Here is a 16,170-nt window from a genome sequence, read left to right on the forward strand (position 1 = left end):
TCTACTCGCTGTGCAGGCTTGCATAAATCGACTCAGCGAGCTTTTTACTGATCCCGGGTGCTTTGGCGATCTCGTCGATGCTGGCACGGGACAGCTCCTGCAATCCACCAAAATGTTTCAATAGTTCGCGACGACGTTTCGGCCCCACCCCCGCCACCCCCTCCAGGGTCGAGGTACGCCGGGTCTTTCCACGCCGCGCACGGTGCCCGGTAATGGCAAAGCGGTGGGCTTCGTCGCGGATCTGCTGGATCAGGTGCAGCGCCGGCGAATCGCCTTTCAAGGTGAACTCATGGGCCGCGTCGTTGAGGTACAAGGTCTCGAAGCCGGCCTTGCGCGTCGCCCCCTTGGCTACTCCGAGCAGGATCAGGTCCGGCACCGCCAGCTCATCGAGCACATCGCGGGCCATGGACAACTGCCCCTTGCCGCCGTCCACCAGCAGGATGTCCGGCAGCTTGCCCTCGCCGTCCTTCAGCTTGCTGAAGCGTCGGGTCAGCGCCTGGTGCATCGCCGCATAGTCGTCGCCGGCGGTGACGCCTTCGATGTTGTAACGGCGATAATCGGACTTGAGCGGACCTTCCGGGCCGAACACCACGCAGGACGCTACCGTCGCCTCGCCGCTGGAGTGACTGATGTCGTAGCACTCCAGGCGCTGCGGCGGCTCGTCCAGGCTCAGCACCTCGGCCAGGGACTCGAAGCGCGCCGCCATATGCTGACGGTCGGCCAGGCGCGCGCCCAGGGCCTGTTCGGCATTGGTCACCGCCAATTGTTGCCAGCGCGCCCGGGTACCGCGCACCCGATGACTGATGCTCAGTTCACGCCCGCGCAGCCCGGCGATGGCCGCGATCAGCGTCGGAAAGTCCTCGTGGACCACATTGACGATCAGTTCGCCAGGCAGGTCGCGCTCGGGACTGCCGATGAAGTACTGGCCGAGAAACGCCATCAGCACTTCGGAGACATCCTCCTCGATACCGACCTGCGGGAAGAAATTCTTGCTGCCCAGCACCCGCCCGCCGCGCACGCTGATCAGGTGCACACAGGCGCCGCCCGGATTGACGAAGGCCGCAACCACGTCGACATCGCCGCTGCCGCCTTCCATGCTCTGCTGGTCCTGGACCCGACGCAGCAGCGCGATCTGGTCGCGCAACTCCGCGGCCCGCTCGAAATCGAGGGTGCTGGCCGCCTGCTCCATGCCGGCGCTCAACTCGTCGGTCAGGGCGTTGCTGCGCCCTTCGAGGAACATCACCGAGTGACGCACATCCTCGGCATACACCTGGGGCTCCACCAACCCGACACAAGGCCCCTTGCAACGCTTGATCTGGTATTGCAGACAGGGCCGGGTGCGGTTCTTGAAATAGCTGTCCTCGCACTGGCGGACCAGGAAGGTCTTTTGCAGCAGGCTCAGGCTTTCACGAATCGCCCCGGCACTGGGGTAAGGCCCGAAATACTTGCCCTTGGCTTTCTTGGCCCCACGGTGGATGCTCAGGCGCGGATAATCGCCGTCCGAGAGAAAGACATAGGGGTAGGATTTGTCGTCGCGCAGCAGGATGTTATAGGGCGGCCGCCATTCCTTGATCAGCGTCTGTTCCAGCAACAGCGCTTCGGTTTCATTGGCGGTGATGGTGGTTTCCACCTGGGCGATACGCCCCACCAGTGCCGCGGTCTTCGGCGCCAGGCCGGTCTTGCGGAAGTAACTGGCCAGGCGCTTCTTCAGGTTCTTGGCCTTGCCCACATAGAGCAGGCGTGCGTCGCCGTCGAACATGCGGTAGACGCCGGGACGGCCACTGCACGTTGCAAGGAAGGCACTGGAATCGAACAGGTCAGTCATTGTCAGCCGGCATCGACCATGCCGTGGCGAACCGCCAGGAGCGTCAACTCGACATCGCTGCTGACCGAGAGCTTCTCGAAAATCCGATAGCGGTAGGTATTCACGGTTTTCGGCGACAGGCAGAGCTTGTCGGAGATGATCTGGACCTTCTGGCAGCCGACGATCATCAACGCAATCTGGATCTCCCGCTCGGACAAGGCGTCGAAAGGCGAGTCACTGGCCGGCTGGAAGGACTTGAGTGCCAACTGCTGGGCGATCTGTGGACTGATGTAGCGCTGCCCGGAAAACACCAGGCGAATCGCCTGGACCATTTCCGCCAGGCCCGCGCCCTTGGTCAGGTAACCGGCCGCCCCGGCCTGCAGCAAGCGCGTGGGGAACGGGTCCTCTTCACACACGGTCACCGCCACCACCTTGATCTCCGGGTGACTGCGCAATAGCTTGCGCGTGGCCTCCAGGCCGTCGATGCCGGGCATCTTGACGTCCATCAGGACCACATCGGGCTTGAGCTCCCTTGCCTTGAGCAACGCCTCCTCTCCCGATTCAGCCTGCCCCACGACCTGCAAACCATCGATGTCCGCCAACATACGCGTAATGCCTGTACGCACAAGATCATGGTCATCGACTACTAGCACCCTAATCAAGCAGACACCTCACGAATTTGGTCTTATCAGGTTATTGACCACCTTAGCAAAAAACCGGAGACCTGACCTAGCTCAAGCGTCACATAAGAATATCAATGCGCTATAAGCGCTTGCCGGGCGGCAAGCACATTTCACCGGGAACTCAGCGGCTCAGGTGTCCCGAGGACGGGCTCGGCCCTTCAGCATATAGGGCCCGGTGGTTTCGGCCAGGGTCGTGGTCAGTCGATCGATCGCTTCCTGATCCTCCTTCTGCAGCACCCGGTAGTTACCCAGCACTTTTTCTTCCACCTGGCTGAGGTTGTCCAGCTGCACCGGAGTCGCCTGCCCTGTCAGTACGTAAAGTACATCCACACCCCGCGCGGCCACCCGGGACAAATAGTCGGCCTTCGGTGCGCGATCACCGCTTTCGTACTTGCCCTGCGCGTTAGCCTCAACGCCTCCGATTTCACCAAAAGCCTTCTGCGACAAACCCAGTCGCTCTCTCTCTTGTCGCAATCGCGAACCAATTCCACTCATTTGGAGGTAAGATCCCATTTTGAACACCCTTAAGGGTGATACACTCAACCAGAATTGAACGAACTTGAACGGTTTTGAACTATGCCCGGTATCCGCACCGCCGCACAAGCCAAGGCTTGGCTGGAACATCAAGGAAAATCGGTTCAGGAGTTTGCGCGCGAGCATGGCGTCGACCCGGCAACCACCTATCAAGTGCTCGCCGGACGAAAGAAGGGACGGCGTGGGGAAGCCCACAAGGTCGCGGTCCTGCTGGGCATGAAGGATGGAATCATCCCATCCGACAGCACCAACCCGAGCGAATGACGCCGGCCTTTTCAGGCTCGACAGGCACCTCATTGGGCGACATGTAGGAACACTCCCAAAGTATCGTCAGTCATTACCAAGTGTCGGTTCTAGACCGTCAGACTCATGCGTAAAAAGCACTCGTCCTCGCCGACCACGGCCAGGCCCTGACGCAAATACAGCCGCTGGGCCGGGTTGCTCTTGAACACGGTCAGGCGTAACTCCCGACGTCCCTCCCTGAAAGCGATGTCCCGTGCCTGCCCGATCAGCCAACTCCCCAAGCCCTGGCCCCGCCCCGACTCGACCAGCTGCAACTCGCGGATATACAGCGACCTGGCATCGCGACTGAAACTGACAAAACCCAACACCTGCTCGCCGTCGCACAACAGCTCGTTCTGCCGCCCGGCCCAGGCCACGTCAAAGGCCTCTTCCTGCCAGAGCAGGCCGTACTCACAGTAGTACACCATCATGTTCTGGCGCGTGAGCTGCCGGGCAAACGCCAGGTCCTCGTCCAAGGCCGGGCGAAAACGCCAGCGCCCGCTCACAACCCCATCACCGACACCACCTCGCCAGACCATTGACCGGCGACACGACGCCCGATCACCAGCACATCGCCCTCCCCCTCAGCCGCCACCACCTGCTGCCCGCCGGCCGCCCAGAGCGCGCTGCGACCCGCCGACTGCCAGCCCCCGGTCATGCCACCGTGGTTGGCCATCAGCACGGCCATTGCGTGCTCCCGGGCATAGCCCTGCAACAGGGCGGTGTCAGGTGCATAACCGTTCCCAGTGATCAACACACTGGCGGCGTAAAGATTAGCCTCAGATTGCGCAGCCCGTAGCGGATGACTGGCGTGGGAAAAGTCAGCGCAGACCGCCAGAGCAATTCGCTCATCAGCCATTGTCAAGGGCTCACCACCGTTGCCCGGGGTAAAGGCGATCTCCTCGCCATCATGCAGGTGCTGCTTGCTGTAGACCTGCAAGGAACCGTCGGCACCGAACGTCAATGCACCGATCAGCACCGGCTCTTCAGCGCCCAGGCGTATCGGCATGCCCACCACCGTTACCAGCTTCAGCTCCCGGGCCAGCTCGCGCAACGGCGCCAGTACCGGGGCATCTGGGGTAATCGCCAAGCCGGCGGCCAGGGCCTTTTCATAGCCGGTCAACGACAACTCGGGGAACAGCAGGAACTCCACGCCCCGTTCCGCGGCCTGGCGCATGAAGGCCAGGTGTCGGCCGATGTTGGCCTGCAGGTCCCCGGGAATCGAGACGGATTGGGCAGCGGCAAGGGTGAACGCACTCATGGTCAGTCCTGACAGTCAGCTCGGAAATATCCTCAGAGTGTGTCATAAACATCTGAGGCATTTAAGCGATAGAAGCGACTGCCTCGGCCTCATAGAATTTTCTGATTGAACAGGGCGATACCGCTCTAGTAAGCTCGGCGACATTCCCACGGAGTTGCACCATGCACCTGACTCAATCCCTGCCTCGCCACACCGACAGCGCCTCGCGCCCGGTCGCGGCTGCCCGGATGAGTACGCTCGGCACCCCCGTGAACTTTTATTTTGGGTATTGGTTTAGCCACTGGCGCGCCTGATACCCAACCGGCGCCCACTGTTTCAGGGGTCGCCTACCAGAGAATTCTCAACCCCCGGTCGGCCTCCCGACCGGGGGTTTTGTTTTTTCAAGCCCCGCACATTTTGCAACCGACTGTTTGAATCGAAGGAATACCGACATGAACCACACCACCTATTACCGCTACGACATCACCAGCGCCTGGCGATTTAGCAAGCTCCGCTCGGGACAGCACGCCGCCTCCGAACGGTCACGCACAGGTGGCACGCACACACTCACAGCCAGTCCGGTTGATTGTCGAACACCCCAGTAGGGCCGCGCGCGGGAAGCCCCCGCCGCCTGCCCAGGAAGCCCGAACATGAATTCTTCTCTCTCTGCCCTGCCGTCATCCGCCCTGCCATCGGCCAACGAGCCGCTGACCCAGCGCTTGCCCAGCACCCTGCAACTCAAGCAGCACCTGCCACTCAATGCCAGCCTGAGCGACCAGGTCGACCGCCACCGCCACGCCGTGCGCGCCATTCTCAACGGTGAAGACCCGCGCCTGCTGGTCGTCGTCGGTCCCTGCTCGATCCATGATCCGCAATCGGCCCTTGAATACGCGAGCCGGCTGGCCAATCTGGCGAGCGACGTCAGCGACCAGATGCTGCTGGTGATGCGCGCCTACATCGAGAAACCCCGGACCACGGTGGGCTGGAAGGGCCTGGCCTACGACCCGCACCTGGACGGCAGCGACGACATGGCCGGCGGCCTGGCCCTGTCCCGCGAACTGATGCGCGAGATGCTGCGCCTGGGCCTGCCGATTGCCACCGAACTGCTGCAACCCATGGCGGCCGGCTATGTCGACGACCTGCTGAGCTGGGTCGCCATTGGCGCGCGGACCACGGAGTCGCAGATCCACCGGGAAATGGCCAGCGGCCTGCCCATGCCGGTGGGCTTCAAGAACGGCACCGACGGCGGTGTCGGCATCGCCGCGGACGCCATGCGTTCGGCGGCCCATGCCCACCGGCATTTCGGTGTCGACAGCCAGGGGCATCCGGCGATCATCCAGACCCCGGGCAACCCGGACACCCACCTGGTGCTGCGCGGTGGCCATCGCGGGCCCAACTACGATGCCCACAGCGTGGCCCAGGTGCGGGCCGGCCTGGCCAAGCAGTCGATTGCGCCACGGATCATGGTCGATTGCAGCCACGCCAACAGCGGCAAGGACCCGCTGCGCCAGCCGGCGGTGTTCGCCGATGTGCTGGAGCAGCGCTTGCGTGGCGACCGCTCGCTGGTGGGCATGATGCTCGAGAGTCATTTGTTCGAAGGGTGCCAGGCGTTGAGCGCGAACCTGCGTTATGGCGTTTCGATCACCGACGGCTGCCTCGGCTGGGAGGCGACCGAAGCGTTGCTGCGCGGGGCAGCGGAACTTTTGCCGGGAAAATCCGGCCTGAATCCGGTAATCTCAACACTTTCTTGAAAGGAGCATCACCCATGGCCAAAGCCACTGCCCGTCACATCCTGGTTGCCAGCGAAGCCAAGTGCAACGAACTCAAGGCCCAGATCGAAGCCGGCGCCGATTTCGCCGAGATCGCCAAGGCGAACTCCACCTGCCCGTCCAGCCGCGACGGCGGTAACCTGGGCTCGTTCGGCCCTGGCCAGATGGTCAAGGAATTCGATACCGTGGTCTTCAGCGCCCCGATCAATACCGTACAAGGCCCGGTGAAAACCCAGTTCGGTTACCACCTGCTGGAAGTGACCAGCCGTCAGGATTGATCCCTGTGGCGAGGGGGCCTGCCCCCTCGCCATGGTATTCGGTTTCCCTGATACTTCGAACCGGCTTCCAAGGCTGAAGATGCGACTGGCCCTATCCCTGCTACTCACCGCCCTGACCCTGTTTCCCGGCCTGTCTGCCATCGCTGCCCCCGCGCAGCACGCGTTGACGGTCTACGGCGAACCGGCCAAGTACCCCGCCGGCTTCAGCCACTTCAACTACGCCAATCCCCTGGCCCCCAAAGGCGGCAGCCTGCGGCGCTCGGCCATCGAGATCGGCCAGTTCGACCATATCCTGCCCTATGTCGACAAAGGCACCGGCGTCACCGAGATCGACGGCTGGATCTACTCGCCCCTGGCTGTGCGCTCCCTCGACGAGCCCTACACCGTCTACGGCCTGGTGGCGGAAAAGATGCAACGCAGCGACGACGGCCTGTCCCTGCGTTTCTACCTGAACCCCAAGGCCCGCTTCGCCGACGGCACGCCAATCACCGCCGAAGACGTGCGCTACACCTACAACCTGCTGATGACCCAGGGCAGCCTCGCCTATCGCCTGCAATTCGAAGCGGTGAAAGACGTGGAAGTCGAGTCGCCGACCCAGGTCCGCTTCGACTTCAAGAACAACGACAACCGCTCGCTGCCCCTGGATATCGCCAGCCTGCCGGTACTGCCAGAACACTGGTGGAAAACCCGCGATTTCGCCGACGGCGGCGGTTACGAGACCCCGCTGGGCAGCGGCCCTTACCGGGTGACCAAGATCGACTCGGGACGCAGCATCACCTTCAGCCGCAACCCCGACTGGTGGGGCAAGGACCTGCCGGTCAACCGCGGTCTCTACAACTTCGACCGCTTCACCCTCGAATACTTCGGCGACACCGATGTGGCCCGCCAGGTCCTGCGCGGCGGCGCCTATGACTACAACCGCGAGTTTTCCGCCACCGCCTACTCCATCGGCTACGACAGCCCGGCCCTCACCGATGGCCGCCTGCAAAAGGCCCATCTGGCACAGGAGGCACCGCAATCGGCGCAGGGCTACCTGTTCAACCTGCAAAAGCCGATGTTCCAGGACCGCCGCGTGCGCGAAGCCCTGGCCATGCTCTGGGACTTCGAGTGGAGCAACCGGCAGATGATGCGCAACATGTACATCCGCCAGCAGAGCTTCTTCTCCAACACCGCCCTGGCCGCGCGGCAGTTGCCCGACCAGGCGGAACTGGCGATCCTCGAACCGCTGCGCGGGCAGATTCCCGACGAAGTCTTCACCCAGGTCTTCGAAGCGCCGAAAACCGACGCCAGCGGCAACCTGCGGGACAAGCAACTGCAAGCCCTGGCCCTGCTCGAACAGGCCGGCTGGAAACCCGACGGCGACCGCCTGGTCAACGCCCGGGGCGAACCGCTGAGCTTCACCTTCCTCAATGCCCAGAACGGCATGGAGCGGCTGCTGCTGCCCTACAAGCGCAACCTGGCACAGATCGGTATCCGCATGGACATCCGCCGCATCGACGCCTCGCAGTACGTCAACCGCCTCAAGGACCGCGACTACGACATGATCGTCAGCGGCTACCCGGTCAGCACCTCGCCGGGCATCGAGCTGTACAACTACTTCGGTTCCGCCGCGGCCAACGACCCCGGCTCCAGCAACTTCATGGTGCTGAAAAATCCTGCCGTGGACAGCCTGATCAACGGCCTGGTCAAGGCCGATACGCAAGCGAAGATGCTCAGCTACGCCCATGCCCTGGATCGGGTGTTGCAATGGAACTACTACTGGATCCCCAACTATTACCCACCGGGCACCTCGACGGTCTGGTGGAACCGCTTCGGCTTCCCCAATGAGCAGGCCAGCAATGCCCCTGCCGTCGAAACCTGGTGGGAAGTCAGTCCGACCCCGCTGACCAACGAACAGATGACCGCCGAGCTGATCAGGCGCGGCAGTTCCGGAGGACAGCACTGATGCTGGCGTACACCTTGCGGCGCTTGCTGCTGATCATCCCGACGCTGCTGATGATCCTGCTGGTCAATTTCGTCATCGTCCAGGCTGCGCCCGGCGGGCCGGTGGAACAGGCCATCGCCCGCCTGCAGGGCATCGGTACCGCAGGGGGGGCCGGCGCCCTGGGCGGTGGCGGCGACGCGCTGCAAAGCGCCTCCCGGGCCAGCCGTGGCCTGGACCCCAAGATGATCGAAGCCATCGAGCGCCAGTACGGCTTCGACAAACCGGCCCCCGAGCGCTTCTGGCTGATGCTCAAGCACTACGCCAGCCTGGATTTCGGCAAGAGCTTCTTTCGCGGCGCCCAGGTCACCGACCTGATCCTGGATAAAATGCCGGTGACCATTTCCCTCGGGCTCTGGGCCACGCTGATCACCTACCTGGTGTCGATTCCCCTGGGCATCCGCAAGGCCACCCGTCACGGCAGCCGCTTCGACGTCTGGAGCAGCACTGCCATCGTCATCGGCTACGCCATGCCGGCGTTCCTGTTCGCCATGCTGCTGATCGTCGCGTTCGCCGGCGGCACCTCGCTGAACTGGTTTCCGGTGCGCGGGCTGGTGTCGGACAACTTCGACCAGCTCTCGACCCTGGGCAAGGTCGCCGACTACTTCTGGCACCTGGTGCTGCCGGTGACCTCGCTGGTGATCGGCGGTTTCGCCACCCTGACCATCCTCACCAAGAACTCGTTCCTCAACGAAATCACCCGCCAGTACGTGGTCACGGCTCGGGCCAAGGGCCTGAGCGAACGCCGCGTGCTCTACGGCCATGTGTTTCGCAACGCCATGCTGCTGGTGGTCTCGGGTATACCCCAGGCCTTTATCAGCGTGTTCTTCGCCGGTTCCCTGCTGATCGAGGTGATTTTCTCCCTCGACGGCCTCGGCCGCATGAGCTACGAAGCGGCGGTGTCGCGCGACTATCCGGTGGTATTCGGTTCACTGTTCATCTTCACCCTGTTCGGCCTCCTGATTAAAATCGTCGGCGACCTCTGCTACACCCTGGTCGACCCGCGTATCGACTTCGCCGCGAGGAACGCCTGATGCCCAGACTCTCGCCCGTGAGCCGGCGCCGGCTCGACCGTTTCAAGGCCAACCGCCGGGGCTGGTGGTCGCTGTGGCTGTTCGCCGCCTTGTTCGTCCTGAGCCTGGGTGGCGAGTTGATCGCCAACGACAAGCCGCTGGTGCTCAACTACCAGGGCTCGCTGTATTTCCCGGTGTTCAAGCGCTACACCGAGCAGGAGTTCGGCGGCCAACTGCCCTTCCAGGCCGACTATCGCAGCGACTACGTGCGCCAACTGATCACCAAGGATGGCGGCTGGATGCTGTTCCCGCCGATCCCGTTCAGTGCCGACACGCCCAACTACGACCTCAACAAGCCAGCCCCCAGCCCGCCCACCACGGTGAACTGGCTGGGTACCGACGACCAGGCCCGGGACGTGCTCGCGCGGGTGATCTTCGGCGCCCGGGTGTCGATCCTCTTCGCCCTAGCCCTGACCGCCATCAGCGCCCTGATCGGCATTGCCGCCGGCGCCCTGCAGGGCTACCACGGGGGCTGGATCGACCTGTTCGGCCAGCGCCTGCAGGAGGTCTGGTCCGGCCTGCCGGTGCTGTACCTGCTGATCATCCTGTCCGGCTTCGTCGAACCGAATTTCTGGTGGCTGCTGGGGATCATGGCGCTGTTCTCCTGGCTGGCCCTGGTGGACGTGGTGCGCGCCGAGTTCCTCCGCGGGCGCAACCTGGAGTACGTCAAGGCCGCCCGGGCCCTGGGCCTGACCGACCGCAAGATCATCCTGCGGCACATCCTGCCCAACGCCATGAACGCCACCCTGAGCTACCTGCCGTTCATTCTCACCGGGGCGATTTCGACCCTGACGGCGCTGGACTTCCTCGGCTTCGGCATGCCCGCCGGCAGCGCCTCCCTGGGCGAGTTGATCGGCCAGGGCAAGCAGAACCTGCAAGCGCCCTGGCTGGGCTTCACCGCTTTCTTCACCCTGGCGCTGATCCTGTCGCTGCTGGTGTTTATCGGCGAGGCGCTGCGTGACGCCTTCGACCCCCGCTCATGAACCATGGCGAGCGCAATGACCGACAACCTGATTGAAATCCGCCACCTCAACGTCGACTTCAGCGGCCAGCACGCCGTGCGCGACCTGTGCCTGGATATCCGCGCCGGCGAATGCCTGGCGCTGGTGGGCGAGTCCGGCTCGGGCAAATCCGTCACCGCGCACTCGATCCTGCAACTGCTGCCGCGTAGCGGTTGCCGGGTCCTGGGCAGCGTGCGCTATCGCGGCCAGGAACTGCTGGGGGCCGATGACAGTACCCTGCGCAGTCTGCGTGGCAACCGGATCGCGATGATCTTCCAGGAGCCGATGACCTCCCTCAACCCGCTGCACAGCGTGGAAAAGCAGATCGGCGAAACCCTGCTGCTGCACAAGGGCCTGGGCGGCAAGGCGGCCCAGGCGCGGATTCTCGAACTGCTGGAACTGGTGGGTATCCAGAAACCCCGGGAACGCCTCAAGGCCTACCCCCACCAACTGTCCGGCGGGCAACGCCAGCGGGTGATGATCGCCATGGCCCTGGCCTGCGAGCCGGAGCTGCTGATCGCCGACGAACCCACCACCGCCCTCGACGTGACGGTGCAACGCAAGATCCTCCTGCTGCTCAAGTCCCTGCAACAACGCCTGGGCATGTCGCTGCTGCTGATCAGCCACGACCTCAACCTGGTGCGCAGCATCGCCCAGCGGGTCTGCGTGATGAAAGCCGGGCAGATTGTCGAGCAGGCGGACTGCGAAACCCTGTTCAAGCGCCCCGAGCATCCCTACAGCCGCGTGCTGCTGGATGCCGAGCCCGCGGGCGAGCCACTGCCGATGGGCAACAACGAGGTGGTGTTGCAGGTCGACGACATGCACGTGCAGTTCCAGGTCGGTGGCGGGCTGTTCCGGCGCAAGCAATACCTGCGCGCAGTGGATGGCATCAGCCTCAGCGTGCAGCGCGGCAAGACCCTGGGCATTGTCGGCGAGTCCGGCTCCGGCAAGTCCACCCTGGGCCAGGCGATCCTGCGCCTGCTGGACTCCAGAGGTGCCATCCGCTTCCAGGGCCAGGCCCTCGACGGCCTGAAGCAGAAACAGCTGCGGCCCTGGCGCAAGCAGATGCAGGTGGTCTTCCAGGACCCGTTCGGCAGCCTCAGCCCGCGTATGTCGGTGGCCCAGATCATCAGCGAGGGCCTGGAGGTGCACAGCGCCAACACCCCCGCCGAGTGCGACGCCCTGGTGATCCGCGCACTGGAAGAAGTCGGCCTCGACCCGCAAAGCCGCCACCGCTACCCCCACGAGTTTTCCGGCGGCCAGCGCCAGCGCATCGCCATCGCCCGGGCCCTGGTGCTCAAGCCGGCGCTGATCCTGCTGGACGAACCGACTTCGGCGCTGGATCGCACGGTGCAGAAACAGGTGGTCGCCCTGCTCCGTGATCTCCAGGAAAAACACTGTCTGACCTACCTGTTCATCAGTCACGACCTGTCGGTGGTACGCGCCCTGGCCCATGACCTGATCGTGGTCAAGGACGGCCAGGTGGTCGAGCGCGGTGCCACCGACGTGGTGTTCGACGCCCCGCAGCATCCCTATACCCGGGAACTGCTCGCCGCCACCCTGCTAGCCTCGACTTGATAGTTCCTACTTGATCGATCGCCGCCAACCGGCAACGGACGAACCCGCCATGACCGACACCGAAAGCCTCAAGGACTATCAGCAGGTTCGCCTGCTGGCGATTCGTTCGCTGTTCGAAATCATCGAGCAATCCAGCGAAGGCACGGTGATCGTCGACCGTGACGCCAACATCGTCTGGATGAACGAACGCTACGCCCGGCGCTTCGGCCTGGCCAACGCCGGCGAAGCCATTGGCCGGGCCTGCGAGAGCGTGATCCCTGGCAGCCTGCTGCGCCAAGTGGTCCGCACCGGCCAGCCAATCCTGCTGGACCTGCAAGACACCCCCAGGGAACCGCTGGTGGTGATGCGCCTGCCGATCCACGATGCCGGCGGAGCGGTGATCGGCGCCATCGGCTTCGCCCTGTTCGACGAACTGCGCAGCCTGTCGCCGCTGCTCAAGCGCTTCCAGAGCATGCAGGCCGAACTGGCGTCGACGCGGTCGCTGCTGCGCGCGCGCCAGGCCAAATACACCTTCGCCCATTTCATCGGCACCAGCGCCGCGAGCCTGGAGGTCAAGCGCCGGGCCCGGCGCGGCGCCAGCAGCGACTCGCCGGTCCTGCTGCTGGGGGAAACCGGCACCGGCAAGGAACTGCTCGCCCAGGCCATCCACAGTGCCTCGCCGCGAGCGCACAAGGCCTTTGTCAGCATCAACAGCGCGGCGATTCCGGAGACCCTGCTGGAGGCCGAATTCTTTGGCACCGCGCCGGGGGCCTTCACCGGTGCCGATCGCAAGGGTCGTCCCGGCAAGTTGCAGATCGCCCAGGGCGGCACGCTGTTTCTCGATGAGATCGGCGACATGCCCCTACCTCTGCAAAGCAAGTTGTTGCGGGTGTTGCAGGAGAAGGAGTTCGAGCCGGTGGGCTCCAACGAGGTCCTGCACAGCGATGTGCGGGTGATTGCCGCCACCTCCAGCGACCTTGAGGCGGCCATCCGCCGCGGCGAGTTTCGCGCCGACCTGTATTACCGGCTCAATGTCCTGCCGATCCAGGTGCCGCCCCTGCGCGAGCGCCTGGAGGATCTGCCGGCGTTGAGCGAAGCGATTCTCGAGGAGCTGCGCAGCCAGCATGAACTGGCGGCCGAGGCCCTGGAGCTGCTGGGTCGCCACGCCTGGCCGGGGAATGTCCGCGAGTTGCGCAATGTGCTGGAACGGGCGGCGCTGTTGAGCGATGCGCAGGTGTTGGATGCGGCTGACATTCGCGGGGCGATCGGTACCTTCAAAGCGTTGGAACACCCGCAGGTGCAGGCCACGGAGTCCGTGCGCAACGAAACCTTCAGCGCCGCCCGGGAGCGTTTCGACCGGCAATTGATCGAGACGACCCTGGCGCGATGTGCCGGCAAGGTGGTGGAGGCCGCGAAGCAATTGGGGCTGGGGCGGTCGACCTTGTACAAGAAGATGGTGGCGTTGGGGATTGCCGAGTCTCAATAAAGAGATATGCGTCTCGTTAGAGAGAGTGCCCTGCACTCTCATCGCGAGCAAGCTTGCTCCTACAAGGCTTCGGTTGAATTCGCTCTCGTGCACGACTCAATACTGTAGGAGCAAGCTTGCTCGCGATGAGGCCCTCAAGGACACCAACGTCTCACTACAGAGACAAAAATCTCGCCACCCCGTCATATCTATAAAAAACACCATATATTTCAACAACTTAAATACATGGCACAAAACTCGCTAACCCTACGGGAGATTCAGACCTAACCTACAAAAATAACAATTGGAGACACACCATGAGTGTGATCATCGCCCTCGCGGCGCTGGCATTGCTGATGCTGGCCGCCTACCGTGGCTACAGCGTCATCCTGTTTGCCCCCATCGCCGCCCTCGGCGCCGTCCTGCTCACCGACCCATCCGCCGTCGCCCCCGCCTTCACCGGGGTGTTCATGGAAAAAATGGTCGGTTTCGTCAAACTCTACTTCCCGGTGTTCCTGCTCGGCGCCGTGTTCGGCAAGCTGATCGAGCTGTCCGGGTTCTCCCGCGCCATCGTCGCCGCCGCCATCCGCCTGTTCGGCACCCGCCAGGCGATGCTGGTGATCGTGCTGGTCTGCGCCCTGCTCACCTACGGCGGCGTCTCGCTGTTCGTGGTGGTGTTCGCGGTCTACCCCTTCGCCGCCGAGATGTTCCGCCAGAGCAACATCCCCAAGCGCCTGATCCCGGCCACCATCGCCCTCGGCGCGTTCTCCTTCACCATGGACGCCCTGCCCGGCACGCCGCAGATCCAGAACATCATTCCCAGCACCTTCTTCAACACCACCGCCTGGGCCGCGCCCTGGCTGGGACTGATCGGCACGCTGTTCGTGTTCTGCGCCGGCATGCTGTTCCTGCAGCGCCAGCGCCACCGCGCCCAGCGTGCGGGCGAAGGCTACGGCATGGAGCTGCGCAACGAGCCGGAAACCGCCGAGGACATCCGCCTGCCCAACCCCTGGATCGCCCTCTCGCCGCTGCTGCTGGTGGGCATCATGAACCTGCTCTTCACCCGCTGGATTCCGCTCTGGTACGGCAAGACCCACAGCCTCAGCCTGCCGGGCATGGCCACGCCGGTACAGACCGACATCGCCAAGCTCACCGCCATCTGGGCGGTACAGGCCGCCCTGCTGGTGGGCATCATCATGGTCCTGCTCTTCGGCTTCCAGGCCATTCGCGGCAAGCTGGCCGAAGGCAGCAGGAGCGCGGTGAGCGGCGCCCTGCTGGCGGCGATGAACACCGCCTCGGAATACGGCTTCGGCGCGGTCATCGCCTCGCTGCCAGGCTTCCTGGTACTGGCCGACTGGCTCAAGAGCATTCCCAATCCGCTGGCCAACGAGGCCATCACCGTCACCCTGCTGGCGGGGATCACCGGCTCCGCCTCCGGCGGCATGAGCATCGCCCTGGCGGCGATGTCCGACAGCTTCATCAGCGCCGCCCATGCCGCGAATATCCCGCTGGAGGTCCTGCACCGGGTCGCGGCCATGGCCAGCGGCGGCATGGACACCCTGCCCCACAACGGCGCGGTGATCACCCTGCTGGCCGTCACCGGGCTGACCCACCGGGAAGCCTATAAAGATATTTTCTGCATTACCCTGATCAAGACCCTGGCGGTCTTCGTGGTGATTGCAACCTTCTATGCCACCGGCATCGTCTGAGGAATCGACTATGAGTCTCAAAGGTAAAACCGCCCTGGTCACCGGCTCCACCAGCGGCATCGGCCTGGGTATCGCCCTGGGCCTGGCCCGGGCCGGTGCCAACGTGGTCCTCAACGGCTTCGGCGATGCCGGCGCGGTGATCGCCGAGGTCGAGCAGTTTGGCGGCCGGGTCGGCCATCACCCGGCCGATGTCGGCGACCCGGCGCAGATCGCCGAGATGTTCGCCTACGCCGAGCGCGAATTCGGCGGCGTGGATATCCTGGTCAACAACGCCGGTATCCAGCATGTGGCCGCCGTGGAAGAGTTCCCGGTGGAGCGCTGGGACGCGATCATTGCCATCAACCTGTCGTCGGTGTTCCACAGCACACGCCTGGCGCTGCCGGGGATGCGGGCCAGGGGCTGGGGACGGATCGTCAATATCGCCTCGGTGCATGGCCAGGTCGGCTCCGTGGGCAAGGCGGCCTATGTCGCGGCCAAACACGGGGTGATCGGCCTGACCAAGGTGGTGGGCCTGGAAACCGCCACCAGCAACGTCACCTGCAATGCCATCTGCCCGGGCTGGGTGCTCACCCCGCTGGTGCAGAAACAGATCGATGACCGCGCCGCCGGTGGCGTCGATCCGCAACAGGCGCAACACGATCTGCTGGCGGAGAAACAGCCGTCACTGGAGTTCGTCACTCCATCGCAGCTGGGCGAACTGGTATTGTTCCTGTGCAGCGAGGCCGGCAGCCAGGTGCGCGGCGCAGCGTGGAATATCGATGGTGGCTGGTTGGCACAGTAAATAAGGAAACACC

15 protein-coding genes are annotated in these 16,170 nt (G+C 63.9%); 10 read left to right on the plus strand and 5 right to left on the minus strand.

The genetic code is table 11. The features are described 5' to 3' along the window. Nucleotide 1: 1 nt before the first annotated feature. The 3 genes from uvrC to UCMB321_RS16110 all read right to left on the minus strand — a co-directional run bounded on the left by uvrC (nt 2) and on the right by UCMB321_RS16110 (nt 2,982). Entirely contained in the window at nt 2-1,825 is a 1,824-nt protein-coding gene (gene uvrC / locus UCMB321_RS16100) for an excinuclease ABC subunit UvrC (protein WP_040068564.1), read from the minus strand. A 2-nt stretch (nt 1,826-1,827) separates the two neighbouring features. Further along, on the minus strand, nt 1,828-2,466 hold the full coding sequence (gene gacA, locus UCMB321_RS16105; protein ID WP_040068566.1) for a response regulator transcription factor GacA: 639 nt from the start codon (nt 2,464-2,466) through the stop codon (nt 1,828-1,830). Between the two features lie 150 nt (nt 2,467-2,616). Continuing rightward, nucleotides 2,617-2,982, minus strand: coding sequence for a helix-turn-helix domain-containing protein (locus tag UCMB321_RS16110; protein ID WP_040068568.1), 366 nt, complete (start codon nt 2,980-2,982; stop codon nt 2,617-2,619). Nucleotides 2,983-3,063: 81 nt separating this feature from the next. On the opposite strand from UCMB321_RS16110, the gene UCMB321_RS16115 reads away from it, so the two are divergent. After that, on the plus strand, nt 3,064-3,285 hold the full coding sequence (locus UCMB321_RS16115; RefSeq protein ID WP_040068570.1) for a DNA-binding protein: 222 nt from the start codon (nt 3,064-3,066) through the stop codon (nt 3,283-3,285). An 89-nt stretch (nt 3,286-3,374) separates the two neighbouring features. Here UCMB321_RS16115 and UCMB321_RS16120 read toward each other — a convergent pair whose 3' ends face one another. Both UCMB321_RS16120 and UCMB321_RS16125 read right to left on the minus strand, forming a co-directional pair. Continuing rightward, nucleotides 3,375-3,809 carry a GNAT family N-acetyltransferase gene (locus UCMB321_RS16120; RefSeq protein ID WP_040068572.1) on the minus strand — a complete coding sequence of 145 codons (435 nt, stop codon included), beginning with the start codon at nt 3,807-3,809 and terminating at the stop codon, nt 3,375-3,377. Next, nucleotides 3,806-4,564, minus strand: coding sequence for a carbon-nitrogen hydrolase family protein (locus UCMB321_RS16125; protein WP_040068574.1), 759 nt, complete (start codon nt 4,562-4,564; stop codon nt 3,806-3,808). Before UCMB321_RS16125 ends, UCMB321_RS16120 begins: the two co-directional genes overlap by 4 nt. A 629-nt stretch (nt 4,565-5,193) precedes the next feature. Here UCMB321_RS16125 and UCMB321_RS16130 point away from each other — a divergent pair. From UCMB321_RS16130 to hbdH, 9 genes are all read left to right on the plus strand, one after another. Continuing rightward, the gene (locus tag UCMB321_RS16130; protein ID WP_040068577.1) at nt 5,194-6,294 is read left to right on the plus strand and encodes a 3-deoxy-7-phosphoheptulonate synthase; all 1,101 of its coding nucleotides are present in this window, start codon (nt 5,194-5,196) and stop codon (nt 6,292-6,294) included. A 14-nt stretch (nt 6,295-6,308) separates the two neighbouring features. Then, entirely contained in the window at nt 6,309-6,590 is a 282-nt protein-coding gene (locus UCMB321_RS16135) for a peptidylprolyl isomerase (protein ID WP_040068580.1), read from the plus strand. A gap of 79 nt (nt 6,591-6,669) precedes the next feature. Continuing rightward, nucleotides 6,670-8,535 (plus strand): extracellular solute-binding protein, encoded by a 1,866-nt coding sequence (locus UCMB321_RS16140; protein ID WP_040068582.1) that lies wholly within the window; start codon nt 6,670-6,672, stop codon nt 8,533-8,535. Beyond that, nucleotides 8,535-9,605, plus strand: a complete 1,071-nt coding sequence (locus UCMB321_RS16145) for a microcin C ABC transporter permease YejB (protein ID WP_040068585.1) — start codon at nt 8,535-8,537, stop codon at nt 9,603-9,605. The genes UCMB321_RS16140 and UCMB321_RS16145 overlap by 1 nt, the downstream gene beginning before the upstream one ends. Next, nucleotides 9,605-10,627, plus strand: coding sequence for an ABC transporter permease (locus UCMB321_RS16150; RefSeq protein ID WP_040068588.1), 1,023 nt, complete (start codon nt 9,605-9,607; stop codon nt 10,625-10,627). The genes UCMB321_RS16145 and UCMB321_RS16150 overlap by 1 nt, the downstream gene beginning before the upstream one ends. 15 nt (nt 10,628-10,642) lie before the next feature. Beyond that, complete coding sequence (locus tag UCMB321_RS16155; protein WP_040068590.1) at nt 10,643-12,223, plus strand: ABC transporter ATP-binding protein; 1,581 nt, start codon at nt 10,643-10,645, stop codon at nt 12,221-12,223. A 49-nt stretch (nt 12,224-12,272) separates the two neighbouring features. Further along, nucleotides 12,273-13,688, plus strand: coding sequence for a sigma-54 interaction domain-containing protein (locus UCMB321_RS16160; protein ID WP_040068593.1), 1,416 nt, complete (start codon nt 12,273-12,275; stop codon nt 13,686-13,688). A gap of 296 nt (nt 13,689-13,984) precedes the next feature. Then, nucleotides 13,985-15,376: a GntP family permease gene (locus UCMB321_RS16165; RefSeq protein ID WP_040068595.1), complete on the plus strand. Its 1,392-nt coding sequence runs from the start codon at nt 13,985-13,987 to the stop codon at nt 15,374-15,376. Between the two features lie 10 nt (nt 15,377-15,386). After that, on the plus strand, nt 15,387-16,157 hold the full coding sequence (gene hbdH, locus UCMB321_RS16170; protein WP_040068598.1) for a 3-hydroxybutyrate dehydrogenase: 771 nt from the start codon (nt 15,387-15,389) through the stop codon (nt 16,155-16,157). Nucleotides 16,158-16,170: the final 13 nt, after the last annotated feature.

The organism is Pseudomonas batumici, assembly GCF_000820515.1.
Classification (GTDB): domain Bacteria; phylum Pseudomonadota; class Gammaproteobacteria; order Pseudomonadales; family Pseudomonadaceae; genus Aquipseudomonas; species Aquipseudomonas batumici.